The organism is Allobosea thiooxidans, assembly GCF_900168195.1.
GTDB classification, from domain to species: Bacteria; Pseudomonadota; Alphaproteobacteria; order Rhizobiales; family Beijerinckiaceae; genus Allobosea; species Allobosea thiooxidans.
Genome location: NZ_FUYX01000010.1, coordinates 92,992 through 106,788 on the forward strand (window position 1 = coordinate 92,992; position 13,797 = coordinate 106,788).

Consider the following 13,797-nt stretch of genomic DNA (forward strand, 5'->3'; position numbering starts at 1 on the left):
GCTTGATCCCGGCGGCGGGGGAGGCGACAGTCTTCACCGCACTCCGAGGCGAACGGAAGACGACGCATGGCGAATGAGGATCTCGCGGCCGACCCCGTGGCGGCCGCCCCCCCGCGGACGGAAACCCGCTTCTCGCGCCCGCTTCGCTACGTCATCCGCGCGCTCCTCTTCCTCGCCCTGATCGGTTTCCTCGGCTTCATCCTGCAGGCCGGCCTGGTCCAGGCCTTCATGACCAATCCGGGGCTGAACGGCCTCATCCTCGGCGCGCTCCTCGTCGGCGTGCTGATCGCGCTGCGCGAGCTCGCGCGCCTCCACAGCGAGGCGCGCGCCGTCAGCCGCCTCGCCGCCGCGCCTACCTCCGTGGAGATCGAGCGCTCGCAGGTCATCGCGCCGCTCGGCGCCGTTCTGCCGGCACTGGAACGCGGCACGCTCGCGCCCTCCCAGGCCGCCTCGACGCTCGAATCGATCGCGGTCAGGCTCGATGACGGGCGCGAGGTGCTGCGCTATCTTGCGGGCCTGCTCGTCTTCCTCGGCCTGCTCGGCACCTTCTGGGGCCTGCTCGAGACGGTGGGCTCGGTGGGCACCGTCATCAAATCGCTGCGCACCGGCGCGGAAGCCGGCGTGCTCTTCGACGAGTTGAAGGCCGGCCTCGCCGCCCCGCTCGCCGGCATGGGCCTGTCCTTCTCGTCCTCGCTTTTCGGCATCGCCGGCTCGCTGATCCTCGGCTTCCTCGACCTGCAGGTCGCGCAGGCGCAGCGCCGCTTCCGCAACGAGGTCGAGACCTGGCTCGGCACGCGCACCGCCGCGCCCGACACCGCCCCCCTCCTCGTCGCAGGCGACGATCCGCTGGCCGAGCGCTTCGAGCGGTTGAGCGCGGCGATGGCGGACGGCACCGCCAACAACCGGGCCGCGACCCAGGCGCTGGCCAATCTCGCCGAGGGCATCCAGGGCCTGGTCCAGCACATGCGCTCCGAGCAGCAGATGATCCGCGACTGGGTCGAGGCGCAGGCCGCACGCGAGAAGGATCTGAAGCGGCTGCTCGAACGCCTGAGCACCGAACACGTCACGGAGCCCTGAACCGCCCCGCAAGCAACCGCAGGACATCGCAATGGCCCTCTCCCGCGCCCATCGCCGCGAGGAAGCGAATTTCTGGCCCGGCTTCGTCGACGCCCTCTCGACGATGCTGATCGGCATCGTCTTCCTGCTTACCGTCTTCGTGCTCGGCCAGTTCTTCCTCTCGCAGGAGCTGACCGGCAAGGACACGGCGCTCGAGCGGCTCAACAAGCAGATTTCCGAGCTCACCGACCTGCTCGCCCTCGAACGCTCTTCCAACCGGCAGGCGCAGGAAAGCCTGCAGCTCATGCAGTCGACCCTGACCGTCGAGCGTGGCGAACGCGGCCGCCTCCAGAGCCTGCTCGACGGCCAGAACAACGGCGCCCCGGCGCAGCTCGCCGAGACGCAGAAGGCCCTGGAGAGCGAGAAGCAGCTCTCCGCCCGGGCCCAGGCGACGGTCGATCTCGTCAACCAGCAGATCCTCGCCATGCGCCGCCAGCTCGCCGCGCTGGAGGAGGCGCTTTCGGCCTCCGAGGCCAAGGACAAGGAAGCGCAGGCCCGCATCTCGGAGCTCGGCTCGCGCCTCAATGTCGCGCTCGCCCAGCGGGTGCAGGAGCTCGCGCGCTATCGCTCGGACTTCTTCGGCCGCCTGCGACAAGTCCTCGGCACGCGGCCCGACATCCGCGTCGTCGGCGACCGCTTCGTCTTCCAGTCCGAGGTCTTCTTCGACGCGGGCCAGGCCGTGCTGAAGCCCGAGGGACAGGCCGAGCTCGACAAGCTCGCCGCCATCCTGCTCGATCTCGGCCGCGAGATGCCGCCCGACCTGCCCTGGATCCTGCGAGTCGACGGCCACACCGACAACCGCCCGATCAAGACGGCCCAGTTCCCTTCGAACTGGCACCTCTCCTCCGCCCGCGCCATCGCCGTCGTCGAATACCTGATCTCGCGCGGCCTGCCGACCGACCGCGTCGCCGCGACCGGTTTCGGCGAATACCAGCCGCTCGATGTCGCCAATACCGACGAGGCGCATCGCCGCAACCGCCGCATCGAGTTCAAGATCACGGAGCGCTAGCCATGCGCACCAGGACGCTGCCCTTCGCCCCTGCCATCGCTCTCGCGCTGCTGCTCGCGCCGGCCGCTCTCGCCCAATCCCCGGGCGGCGGCCGCTATCTGCCGGAGATCCTCAAGCAGCCCGCCTATCGCGAGGCCTGGACACGGATGGTCGGCAAGCTCGGCCCGCGCGAAGCCTGGCTCAGGGCTAACCGCCTGACCGGCCCCGGTGGCCCGAGCACCGTGGTCACGGTCGACGGCCAGAGCTATGAGCGCGTCGACACCTGCAAGCGCCACGACTGCGGCGACAACCAGTTCTACGCGCTGTTCGCCACCGGTGGCAGCGAAGCCGTCGGCGTCCTTGTCCAGCCCGGCAATATCCGCTTCTTCGGCCAACCCAGCGAGGCGCAGCAGCGCGCGCTGGTCGGGCGGTAAGGGGCCGCGAGGGGCGTCCTAGGCCGCCTCCAGCCCGAACTGCAGCGCCGCCAGGCGCGCATAGAGGCCGCCGCGCGCCTTGAGCTCGGCATGGGTGCCCTCCTCGACGATGCGGCCATCCTCCATGACGAGGATGCGGTCCGCCGAGAGGATGGTCGCCAGGCGATGCGCCACGACCAGCGTCGTGCGCCCCTGCATCAGCCGGTCAAGCGCGTCCTGCACCGCCCGCTCGCTTTCGGAATCGAGCGCGCTGGTGGCTTCGTCGAGCAGCAGGATCGGCGCATCCTTGAGGATTGCCCGCGCGATGGCGAGGCGCTGCCGCTGCCCGCCCGAGAGCGTGACGCCGCGCTCGCCGACGACGGTGTCGTAGCCCTGCGGCAGGGCCCGGATGAACTCGTCCGCCGCCGCGAGCCGCGCCGCGGACTCGACCTCCTCCTGCGACGCACCGGGCCGACCATAGGCGATATTGTCCCGGATCGAGACGCCGAACACGGTCGGCTCCTGCGGGACCAGCGCGAAGCGCTCGCGCCAAGCCTCGGGATCGGCTTCCGGCCCGGCGACGCCGTCGACCACGACGCGTCCGTTCTGCGGGTCGTAGAAGCGCAGCGCGAGCTGCAGCACCGTGCTCTTGCCGGCGCCCGAGGGCCCGACCAGGGCCACGCGCTCTCCCGGCCTGACGGAGAAGTCCAGATTGGCCAGCGCCGGCCCGACGCGCCCGGGATAGCTGAAGGAGACGCCCTCGAAGGCGAGCTCGCCCAGCGAAGGATGCGGCATCGCCTTGGGATGCGGCGGCGCGGCGATGGCCGGCCGCGTCGCCAGGATCTCGCCGAGCCGGCTCGAGGCGCCGGCCGCGGCGCTGATGTCGCCATAGACTTCCGAGAGCTGGCCGAGCGAGCTCGCCGCCAGCACGGCGTAGAGGATGAACTGCGAGAGGCGCCCGCCGCTCATCCGCCCGTCGAACACCTCGGTCGCGCCCGTCCAGAGCACGCAGACGACGCTGGCCGAGACCAGGAAGATCGCGACGCCGGAAAGCAGCGCCCGCGAGGCGGTCGCCTGCCGCGAAGCGGCATAGGCCTCCTCGGAGGCGGCCATGAACCGCGCCGAGGTCTGCCCCGCCGCGCCGAAGGACTGCATGGTGCGGATGGCGCCGACCGCTTCCGCCGCGAAGGCGGAGGCATCGGCCAGCCGGTCCTGCGCCGCCCGCGCCCGGCGGCGGACCGAGCGGCCCGACAGCACCAGCGGAACGACGATCAGCGGAATCACGCCGATGACGATGGCGGAGAGGCGCGGGCTCGTCGCCACCATCATCGCCAGCGCGCCGAGCGCCATGATGGCGTTGCGCAGCGCGATCGAGGCGGTCGAGGCGAAGGTCGACTTGATCTGCGTCGTGTCGGCGGTGAGCCGCGAGACGAGGTCGCCCGCACGGCTCGAATCGAAGAAGGCTGGCTCGAGGCGGGTGAGGTGGCGGAAGACGTCGGCCCGCAGGCTGGAGACGATGCGCTCGCCGACGGTCATGACCAGGTAGAAGCGCGCCGAGCTCGCCAGGGCGAGCACCGCGACCACGCCGATCAGCAGGATGAAGTAGCTGTTGGCGAGCTGCCTTTCGCCGCCGGCGAAGCCGACATCGATGACCCGCCGCACGGCGAGAGGAAGAGCCAGCGTCGCCAGCGACGCGATCACCAGCGCGACGAGCGCCAGCATGATCCGCCGCTTCTGCGCCCGCGCATAGGGCCAGAAGGTCGCCAGCGAGCGGAAATCCGGCCGCGCCTTCTTGTCGTTCTTGTCAGCCTCGGCCACGCGCCGGACCTCCTGCATCTCGCGCGCGCGTCGCGCGCGCTCTTTCAATCAATCTCAAACTCGCCCCGGTGAAGCCGATCAGGGCCGGCTTGGCAAACGACGCAACGCCGCAGGGAAGGCCTCCGAGGGTGCGTCGCGCTTGCGCTGCGGCCCTGGCTGCGATATGTGCACGCGACTTCACGACAGGCTCATCCGAATTCTTTCGACGGGCCGGGCAGGCTCGCCTGCTTGTCGACACGCCCGTTTTTGTAAGGTTCGAGGATTTCGTCATGGCCAAGACCGGCATCCACCCCGACTATCACACCATCAAGGTCGTCATGACCGACGGTACCGAATACTTCACCCGTTCGACCTACGGCAAGGAAGGGGACACCCTCAACCTTGACATCGACCCGAAGACCCACCCGGCCTGGACCGGCGGCACCCAGCATATGCTGGACCGCGGCGGCCGCGTCTCGCGCTTCAACACGCGCTTCGCTGGCCTGGGTACGATCGGCAAGAAGTGATGCTGCGGCGCCTCGGCGCCGTCGTTGATCCAAGACAAGAAACCCGGCCGAAAGGCCGGGTTTCTTCGTTCTGGGAGCTGCCGATCTTGCACGGAACCACGCGGTCATCCAGGGCTTGACCCGGGCTTCCGCGGGAATGCGGCACACGCTCCAGGCTGGCCGGATCGCGTCGCCGCCCTGCCCCACTCGGACGGGGCTCAGCCGACCCGCCCGAGCCTCGCCTGCAGGCTGGCGAGCTGGTCCTTGACGGGATTGGCCGCCACGCTGCGGGCCCCGGTCCCGGTCATCTGGTTCTCGAGATGGCGCACGCGCGCCTGCAGCCGCGACGAATGCGCCATCAGCGCACGCAGCCGTTCCGGCAGCTGGGCGACGATGTGCTCGGCCGGAGCGATCATCGGATCGCCGATCGCGACCTTGTTGTGCTCGGTCCTGGCCTGCTCGACCGTCAGCTCGCCCTCGGCCACGGCGCGCTGCACCAGCAGCCAGGAGGCGATCTGCATCAGCCGGGTCGTCAGGCGCATGCTCTCGGTGGCATAGGTCAGCGCGATCTCGCGCGGCAGCGCCGCCGCCTCCTTGCGCCCGTCCCCGTCGAGATAGGCGGCGGTCTGCTCGACCAGCCCCATGCCCTCGCGAAACAGCAGCATGAAACCCTCGGAGCGGACGAAGCGGCGCGCAAAGGACAGCGCCCCCTCTTCCGACTGCGGGTTGAGCAGCTGGGCATCGTTCATGCGGTGTCTCCCATCGGCACAAGACCGTACGCCTCTGGAACGCGCCACGGTTCATGCCACGGACGTCGCAAGGATAACGCCGCTGCGGTTTTCCGCCCGCGGTAAGGTGTCGTTAACCTTAACGGCGCTACACCCCTGTGGCGAGAACAAGGCCGCCGCCGCAAGGCGAAATGGCTGGAAAACGGGAACGCGCCAACAAAAAAAGAGCCGCCTGGAGGCGGCTCGAAGGTCAACAGGGAGGCGTCAAACAGAGTGGGCAGGAGAGCCACTCGACATCCAGACAAACTGGATGGTTCGATTCATACTTTGGAATCATTAACGCGCCCTTAACGGGCGTTTCTTTTTGACCCTGTTTCAGGCGAGCTTGCGGAAGAACGCGTCCGCCGCGGAGCGGGACGCGTCCTTGCGCGCCCGCGCCTCGGCGAGGCGCTCGATCTCGGCCTTCAGGACGGCGATCCGCTCGTCGATCTCGGCGAGCGAGAGCGTCGAGAGGTCCTGCCCGATCTCGTGCACGCTCTTCGGTTTGGGGCGATCATCCTCCGGGAATATCGACATGGCGGCCTCGCATCTGCTCAAACTGCGCGCGGCAGGCTAGCCCACTCGCGGCCGCAGTCACGCTGCGCCGCACCATGCGAAGGACGACAGGCCATGACGCCCATTCCGGAGACGATGACAGCGATCGGCATCGCGGCGCCCGGCGGCCCCGAAGTGCTGCGGCCGGAGACCCGCCCGGTCCCCCGGCCAGGCCCGGGCCAGATCCTCGTCGCACTCGCCGCCGCCAGCGTGAACCGGCCCGACGTGCTGCAGCGCCAGGGCGGCTACAACCCGCCGCCCGGCGCCTCCGACATCCCCGGCCTCGAAATCGCCGGCACGGTCGTCGCGCGCGGCGAAGGGGCGGAGCGCTTCGCCCTCGGCGAGCAGGTCTGCGGCCTCGTCGCCGGCGGCGGCTATGCGCAATACGCCGTCGTCCACGAGAGCAACGCCCTGCCCGCTCCGCACGGGCTCTCTCTCATTGAGGCCGGCGCGATCCCGGAGACCTTCTTCACGGTCTGGACCAATATCTTCCAGCGCGGGCGCCTCGAGGCCGGCGAGAGCTTCCTCGTCCATGGCGGCTCGTCCGGCATCGGCACCACGGCGATCCAGCTCGCCAAGGCCTTCGGCGCCACGGTCCTCGCCACGGCGGGCTCCGCAGACAAATGCGAGGCCTGCCGCGCGCTCGGCGCCGACCATGCCATCAACTACCGCAGCGAGGATTTCGTCGCAGTGGCGAAGGCGGCCACGGAGGGCCGCGGCGTGAACCTGATCCTCGACATGGTCGGCGGCGACTATATCGACCGCAATTACGAAGCCGCCGCCGATCAGGGCCGCATCGTCCAGATCGCCTTCCTCAACGGCCCCAAGGCGACCGCCAATTTCAGCCGGCTGATGCTGAAGCGGCTGACCCATACCGGCTCGACGCTGCGGCCCCGCACCGTCGCGGAGAAGGCGGTCATCGCCGCCGAGCTGCAGGAGAAGGTCTGGCCGCTGCTGGAGGCCGGCCGCTGCAAGCCGCTGATCCATGCGACCTTCCCGCTGGCTCAGGCGGCCGAAGCCCACCGCCTGATGGAATCGAGCGCCCATATCGGCAAGATCGTGCTCACCGTGTGAACGCGCTCCGCTCCTCATTCCGGGCCAGCGCAAAGCGCCTATGCGGCCCCATGCGCCAGGCGCTGGTCGTCATGGTCGGGCTTGTCCCGACCATCCGCATCTTCGCTGGACGGGAGTGATGTTCAAGACGTGGATGCTTGCCACAGGGGCGAGCAGGACGGTCCCGGAAACGGCGTCATGCTCATGGGTTCTGATCGCGGGCCCGCGGCCTGCCCCGGGCGACGGCGGCACGACGAAGTCCGCACGAAACCGCACGCTTTTCGTGGACACCTGCCCCGCCCTCGCCTATAAGGCGCGCCATCCTGCTCATCGTCGATGATTTGGATGGCCGGCCGGGGAGGCCGGTCGGCGCATGAGAGCTTTTGTCCGCGACCCTGCCCTGACGAGCCCCAGCCGAGCGAGCTGAGGGCGCCAGGGCCTTCCAGGAGACGCCCCGTGTCACAAACCCCGCTGATGCCCAAGGCCACTGCGGTCTGGCTGGTCGAGAACACCTCGCTGACCTTCGAGCAGATCGCCGAGTTCTGCAAGCTGCACCCGCTCGAGGTGCGCGGCATCGCCGATGGCGAGGTCGCCGCCGGCATCAAGGGCCTCGACCCGATCACCTCGGGCCAGCTCACCCGCGAGGAGTTGGAGCGCGCCGCCAAGAACCCGAACCACCATCTGCGCCTCGCCGAGCGCAAGGTGAAGGTGCCCGAGGTCAAGCGCGCCAAGGGCCCGCGCTACACCCCGGTCTCCAAGCGCCAGGATCGCCCGAACGCCATCCTCTGGCTGCTGCGCAACCATCCCGAGCTCAAGGACGCGCAGATCATCCGCCTGATCGGCACGACCAAGTCGACCATCGCGCAGATCCGCGACCGGACGCATTGGAACGCCCAGCAGCTCACCCCGATCGATCCGGTCAGCCTCGGCCTGTGCTCGCAGATCGACCTGGACTTCGAGGTCGCCCGCGCCGCCAAGGACCGCCCGGCCGCGCTGGCCGAGGCCGGCTCGACCCTGCTCTCGGCCGAGGAGACCACCGCGCCGGAGCCGGCGCACAGCGAGACCCAGCCCTTCGCCGACATGAGCCGGCCAAAGCGCGAGGAGGAGGCGGCGATCGACGTCGATTCCGTCTTCGCCAAGCTGAAGCAGCTCAAGCGTCCGGCGGACGAGGACGACGAGGGCTGAGCCCAGGCTCCGACTCAAGCCGTCATGGTCGGGCTTGTCCCGACCATCCACGTCTTCGCTGGTCGAAGGCCTTGTTCAAGACATGGATGCTCGCCACGAGGGCGAGCATGACGTGGTATATGTATAGAGGGCGCTACCCGATCCCCCTGCCCTTCAGGGCCGTGCCGATCTCGTCGAGCACCGTGATATCCTCGATCGTCGCCGGCACGGCATAGTCCTCGCCATCGGCGATCTTCTTCATCGTCGCCCTGAGGATCTTGCCGGAGCGCGTCTTCGGCAACCGGTTCACCGTCAGCGCCAGCTTGAAGGCCGCCACCGGCCCGATGCGCTCGCGCACCAGCGCGACCAGCTCCTTCTCGATCTCCTCCGGCGGCTGGCTCGCCCCCGCCTTCAGCACCACGAAGCCGCAGGGCTGCTCGCCCTTGAGCGCGTCGCGGATGCCGACGACGGCGCATTCCGCCACCGCCGGATGGGCCGCCAGCACCTCCTCCATGCCGCCGGTCGAGAGCCGGTGGCCGGCGACGTTGATGATGTCGTCGGTGCGGCCCATGATGAAGACATAACCGTCATCGTCGATGAAGCCGGCATCGGAGGTGTTGTAGTAGCCGGGGAACGTCGCGAGATAGGCCTCGCGGAAGCGCGCATCGTCGTTCCACAAAGTCGGCAGCGCGCCGGGCGGCAGCGGCAGCTTCAGCACGATCGCGCCCATGGTTCCCGGCGCCACCGGCCGCCCGCCTTCGTCGAGGCACTGCACGTCGTAGCCCGGCAGCGGCACGGTCGGCGAGCCGTGCTTGATCGGCAGGAGCCCGAGGCCGAGCGGATTGCCGACGATCGGCGCGCCGGTCTCTGTCTGCCACCAATGGTCGATCACCGGCACCTTCAGCAGCTCCTCGGCCCATTTCAGCGTCTCGGGATCGGCCCGCTCGCCGGCGAGGAACAGCGCCTCGAAGCGGGAGAGGTCGTGGCCGGCGAGGTGCCTGCCCTCCGGATCCTCCTTGCGGATCGCGCGGAAGGCGGTCGGCGCCGTGAACAGCACCTTGACGCCGTGCTCGGCGACGACCCGCCAGAACGCGCCCGGATCGGGCGTGCCGACCGGCTTGCCCTCGTAGAGCACGGTGGTCGCGCCCTGGATCAGCGGCGCGTAGACGATGTAGCTGTGGCCGACGACCCAGCCGATATCGGAGGCGGTGAACATCACCTCGCCCCGCCCGACCGCAAAATGCTGGTCCATCGTCTCCTTGAGCATGACCATGTGCCCGCCTTGGTCGCGCACCACGCCCTTGGGGCGCCCGGTCGTGCCGGAGGTGTAGAGGATGTAGAGCGGGTCGGTCGCGGCGAGCTCGACGCAGTCGGCCTTGCGCCCGGCCGCCTTGGCAGCGGCCACCAGCGTGCGCCAGTTCCTGTCGCGTGTCACATGCATCGAGGCGTCCGCCTGCGGACGCTGCAGCACGACGCAGGTTTGCGGCTTGTGCTTGGCCATCTCGATCGCGCCGTCGAGCAGCGGCTTGTATTCGACCACGCGCGTCGGCTCGATGCCGCAGGTCGCGGTCAGGATCACCTTGGGCTCGGCATCGTCGATGCGCGTCGCCAGCTCCTTGGCCGCGAACCCGCCGAACACGACCGAATGCACCGCCCCGATGCGCGCGCAGGCGAGCATGGCGAAGACCGCCTCCGGCACCATCGGCATGTAGATGATGACGCGGTCGCCCTTGCTTACGCCGAGATCCTGCAGGACGGCGGCGAGCGTCGCGACCTCGTCGAGCATCTGCGCATAGGTGTACTTGGCCTTCGTCGCGGCGACGGGGCTGTCGTAGATCAGCGCCGCCTGGTCGCCGCGCCCGTCCCGGACATGCCGGTCGAGGGCATTGAAGCAGGTGTTGCAGGTGGCGTCGGGGAACCAGCGGCCATAGATGCCGGAAGCGGCGTCGAAGGCCTTCTCGGGCGGCCTGATCCAATCGATGCCCTGCGCGATTTCGAGCCAGTAGGCGCCCGGATCGGCCCGCCAGCGGGCATAGGTCTCGTGATAGCTTTCGGCGGGGCGGGCGGGCGCCGCATAGGGGCCATTCATCGCAAGCGTTCCTCTATGCCGGGTTTCGTCCTAAAGCCCCGCGGCGAGCCGGCATTGGCGGGGCTGGTTTTGCGCGGATTCCTGCGCATTCCCTCGGCCAGTGCAAGCTTCGCGAGCTTACGACTTTCGCTCATCCCATTCTGCACTTCCGGCTCTGCGGCGCAGCGTCACCCCATGTCCCTCGATCTCGCCTTCTTCGCCGCCATGGTGCCGGCCGTCATTCTGATGGGGCTGTCCAAGGGCGGTTTCTCCGGCCTCGGCCTGCTTTCGCTGCCGCTGATGGCGCTCGTGGTCTCGCCGGTGACCGCGGCGGTGATCATGCTGCCGCTGCTGATCGCCCAGGATGTGGTGACGGTCTGGTCCTATCGCCGCGATTTCGACCGTCGCAACCTCGCGACATTGGCGCCGGGCGCCCTCCTCGGCGTACTAGCCGGCTATCTGCTGGCGGCGAAGGTCTCGGATGCCGCGGTCGGCCTCGCCGTCGGGCTGATCTCGATCGGCTTCGCGCTGCGCCGGATGCTGGGTGACGGCAAGCGACCGGCCGCGGTGACCAAGGCGAGTTGGGGCGCAGGCGGCTTCTGGGGCTTCCTTTGCGGCTTCACCAGCATGATCGCCCATGCCGGCGGCCCGCCCTTCCAGATCTATGTCATGCCGCAGAAGCTGCCGCCCGCCGTCTTCGTCGGCACCGGCGCCACCTTCTTTGCCGCGATGAACCTGGTGAAGCTCGTCCCCTATATCGCGCTGGGCCAGCTCAGCGCCCAGAATCTCACCGCCTCGGCGGCGCTCCTGCCGGTCGCGGTCGCCGCCACCTTCGCCGGGGTCTGGCTGGTCCGGCGCGTCCCGGCCGAGCGCTTCTACGGGATCATCTACTGGCTGCTCCTGCTCGTTGGGCTGAAGCTCGCCTTCGACGGCGTGCGCGGCCTGGCTATCCTCGGCTGAGTCGGGCCGCGCGATTGCGCCGCATCGGAAAAAGGGATGGATTACCTAACGGCGCGCCAGCGGCTAGGGCTGCCGCGCTAGCGTGGAAGGTTTTGTGATGACCCGTTCGGCCTATGATACCGATCTCGACCGCAACCCGGCGAACTACCAGCCGCTGACGCCGCTCACCTTCCTCGAGCGCGCCGCCGCGGTCTTCCCCGCCCGCACCGCGATCGTCCACGGCCCACTGCGCCGCTCCTATGCGGAATTCTATGCCCGCGCGCGCCGCCTCGCCTCGGCGCTGGCGCGCCACGGCATCGGCAAGAACGACACCGTGGCGGCGATGCTGTCGAACACGCCTGCCATGCTCGAATGCCATTACGGCGTGCCGATGGGCGGCGCCGTGCTCAACACGCTCAACACCAGGCTCGATGCCGCGATCATCGCCTTCTCGCTCGACCATGGCGGCGCTAAGGTGCTGATCACCGATCGCGAATTCTCGAAGACGATCCGGGATGCCCTGGCGCTCTGCAAGGTGAAGCCGCTGGTCATCGACTATGATGACCCGGTCTATGACGGCCCCGGCGAGCGGCTCGGCAGCGTCGAATACGAGGATTTCATCGCCGGCGGCGATCCCGATTTCGACTGGCAGATGCCATCAGACGAGTGGGACGCGATCGCGCTGAACTACACCTCCGGCACCACGGGCGACCCCAAGGGCGTGGTCTACCACCACCGCGGCGCCAATCTGCTCGCCACTTCGAACGTCATCACCGGCAATATGGGCCGGCACCCGGTCTATCTCTGGACCCTGCCGATGTTCCACTGCAACGGCTGGTGCTTCCCCTGGACGATCTCGATCGTGGCGGGCACCCATGTCTGCCTGCGTCAGGTCCGCGCCAAGGCGATGTATGACGCGCTCGCCGACCATGGCGTCACGCATCTGTGCGGCGCACCGATCGTGATGTCGACGCTGCTCAACGCCCCGGCCGAGGAGCGCCGCGACTTCCCGCAGACGGTCTCCTTCTTCACCGCAGCCGCCCCCCCGCCCGAGGCCGTGCTCGCCGGGATGAAGCAGGCCGGCTTCGAGGTGACCCATCTCTACGGGCTGACCGAGTGCTACGGACCGTCGGTCGTCAACGACTGGAACGACGACTGGAACGCGCTCTCCCCTGCCGAGCAGGCGGCGAAGAAGGCACGGCAGGGCGTGCGCTACCCCGCCCTGGAAGGGCTCGACGTGCTCGACCCCGAGACGATGCGGCCGGTGCCGCGCGACGGGCAGACCCTCGGCGAGGTGATGATGCGCGGCAACGTCGTGATGAAGGGCTATCTCAGCAACCGGAAATCGACGGAAGCGGCCTTCGCCGGCGGCTGGTTCCACACCGGCGACCTCGGCGTGCGCTATCCCGACGGCTACATCCAGCTCAAGGACCGCTCGAAGGACATCATCATCTCGGGCGGCGAGAACATCTCCTCGATCGAGGTCGAGGACGCGCTCTACAAGCACCCTGCCGTGCAGGCCGCAGCCGTGGTGGCCCGTCCGGACGAGAAATGGGGCGAGACACCCTGCGCCTTCGTCGAGCTGAAGCCGGGCCAGACAGCCAGCGAGGCCGACATCATTGCCTGGTGCAGGCAGCACCTCGCCGCCTTCAAATGTCCGCGCACGATCGTCTTCGCCGAGGTGCCCAAGACCTCGACCGGCAAGATCCAGAAATTCCGGCTGCGGGAGATGGCGCGCGCGCTGTAGCGCGTCCGGCCCGGCAACTGCGCTCCGGAACCGTCATGCTCGCCCCCGTGGCGAGCATCCCCGTCTTGAACGCGGCCTGCGACCAGCGAAGACGCGCATGGTCGGGACAAGCCCGACCATGGCGTGAGGCAATCGAACTGCCGTCCCGAAGCCTCACGCGCGGTTGAGGCGCCCGTCCGGAGTGTAGCGGTCGACCGCCTCGGGCAGGACCTTCGACAGCCGCTCCAGCAGGTCCTCGCGCGAGAGCCCGGTCTGGCGGGCGATCGCATCGACGACCTGCGGCCCGAGAGCCTGCTCCAGCTCGTTGGGCGCGACATCGTCGTTCGGTCCCTGGCGCACCCAGGAATCGGCCTTCTGGCCCTGTCCGGTCTGGTTGAAGCGGTCGACCAGCTCGCCCAGGCCGTTATTGACCACAGCCCCGGCCCCGCCGGCCCCGAGCAAGCCGCCGAGGCTGCCGAGCAGCCCGCCGCCTTCCTGCGGCTGAGCCTGCGCCTGCCCGGGCTGCTGTGTGGACGTGGGGACCTGGCCGGGGGCGGGCTGGCCGCTTCCGCCGAGCCATTCGGCGATCTTGTCGCGGTTCTGGTAGCCCGCGACGGCGAGAAGCCCGAGCAGGGCGGTCAGGGACGGAAAACCACTGCTGCTGTTGTCGTCGCTCACGGCGATCACTCCTCTGCGTGGAAAGGC

13 protein-coding genes are annotated in these 13,797 nt (G+C 69.0%); 8 read left to right on the forward strand and 5 right to left on the reverse strand.

Translation table 11 applies throughout. The features are described 5' to 3' along the window. The first annotated feature begins 66 nt into the window (after positions 1–66). The 3 genes from B5Y19_RS17760 to B5Y19_RS17770 are packed head-to-tail and all read left to right on the forward strand — an operon-like array spanning position 67 to position 2,538. Entirely contained in the window at positions 67–1,077 is a 1,011-nt protein-coding gene (locus tag B5Y19_RS17760) for a flagellar motor protein MotA (protein ID WP_079591872.1), read from the forward strand. Between the two features lie 31 nt (positions 1,078–1,108). Beyond that, positions 1,109–2,125 (forward strand): peptidoglycan -binding protein, encoded by a 1,017-nt coding sequence (locus tag B5Y19_RS17765; protein ID WP_055728060.1) that lies wholly within the window; start codon positions 1,109–1,111, stop codon positions 2,123–2,125. A gap of 2 nt (positions 2,126–2,127) precedes the next feature. Continuing rightward, the gene (locus tag B5Y19_RS17770) at positions 2,128–2,538 is read left to right on the forward strand and encodes an Ivy family c-type lysozyme inhibitor (protein WP_055728061.1); all 411 of its coding nucleotides are present in this window, start codon (positions 2,128–2,130) and stop codon (positions 2,536–2,538) included. 18 nt (positions 2,539–2,556) lie between these two features. Here the strand turns inward: B5Y19_RS17770 and B5Y19_RS17775 are convergent, their stop codons facing one another. Next, complete coding sequence (locus B5Y19_RS17775) at positions 2,557–4,353, reverse strand: ABC transporter transmembrane domain-containing protein (RefSeq protein WP_079591873.1); 1,797 nt, start codon at positions 4,351–4,353, stop codon at positions 2,557–2,559. A gap of 251 nt (positions 4,354–4,604) precedes the next feature. Between B5Y19_RS17775 and rpmE the strand changes: the two genes are divergently transcribed. Further along, positions 4,605–4,841, forward strand: coding sequence for a 50S ribosomal protein L31 (gene rpmE / locus B5Y19_RS17780; protein WP_055728062.1), 237 nt, complete (start codon positions 4,605–4,607; stop codon positions 4,839–4,841). A 197-nt stretch (positions 4,842–5,038) separates the two neighbouring features. Here the strand turns inward: rpmE and rcdA are convergent, their stop codons facing one another. Both rcdA and B5Y19_RS17790 read right to left on the reverse strand, forming a co-directional pair. Then, the gene (rcdA, locus tag B5Y19_RS17785) at positions 5,039–5,569 is read right to left on the reverse strand and encodes a protease adaptor protein RcdA (RefSeq protein ID WP_055728063.1); all 531 of its coding nucleotides are present in this window, start codon (positions 5,567–5,569) and stop codon (positions 5,039–5,041) included. A gap of 354 nt (positions 5,570–5,923) precedes the next feature. Beyond that, positions 5,924–6,124, reverse strand: a complete 201-nt coding sequence (locus B5Y19_RS17790) for a DUF1192 domain-containing protein (protein ID WP_055728064.1) — start codon at positions 6,122–6,124, stop codon at positions 5,924–5,926. A 93-nt stretch (positions 6,125–6,217) separates the two neighbouring features. Between B5Y19_RS17790 and B5Y19_RS17795 the strand changes: the two genes are divergently transcribed. Next, entirely contained in the window at positions 6,218–7,216 is a 999-nt protein-coding gene (locus B5Y19_RS17795) for an NAD(P)H-quinone oxidoreductase (protein ID WP_079591874.1), read from the forward strand. A gap of 435 nt (positions 7,217–7,651) precedes the next feature. Continuing rightward, a complete protein-coding gene (locus tag B5Y19_RS17800; RefSeq protein WP_055728066.1) occupies positions 7,652–8,380 on the forward strand; it encodes a DUF1013 domain-containing protein in 729 nt (242 codons plus the stop codon). Between the two features lie 133 nt (positions 8,381–8,513). Here B5Y19_RS17800 and B5Y19_RS17805 read toward each other — a convergent pair whose 3' ends face one another. Continuing rightward, complete coding sequence (locus tag B5Y19_RS17805; RefSeq protein ID WP_055728067.1) at positions 8,514–10,448, reverse strand: propionyl-CoA synthetase; 1,935 nt, start codon at positions 10,446–10,448, stop codon at positions 8,514–8,516. Positions 10,449–10,622: 174 nt separating this feature from the next. Here B5Y19_RS17805 and B5Y19_RS17810 point away from each other — a divergent pair, with 174 nt between their 5' ends. Beyond that, positions 10,623–11,387, forward strand: coding sequence for a sulfite exporter TauE/SafE family protein (locus B5Y19_RS17810; protein WP_079591875.1), 765 nt, complete (start codon positions 10,623–10,625; stop codon positions 11,385–11,387). Between the two features lie 97 nt (positions 11,388–11,484). Further along, positions 11,485–13,113 (forward strand): acyl-CoA synthetase, encoded by a 1,629-nt coding sequence (locus tag B5Y19_RS17815; protein WP_055728069.1) that lies wholly within the window; start codon positions 11,485–11,487, stop codon positions 13,111–13,113. A gap of 153 nt (positions 13,114–13,266) precedes the next feature. Here B5Y19_RS17815 and B5Y19_RS17820 read toward each other — a convergent pair whose 3' ends face one another. Beyond that, entirely contained in the window at positions 13,267–13,770 is a 504-nt protein-coding gene (locus B5Y19_RS17820; protein ID WP_244555629.1) for a YidB family protein, read from the reverse strand. Between the last annotated feature and the right edge of the window lie 27 nt (positions 13,771–13,797).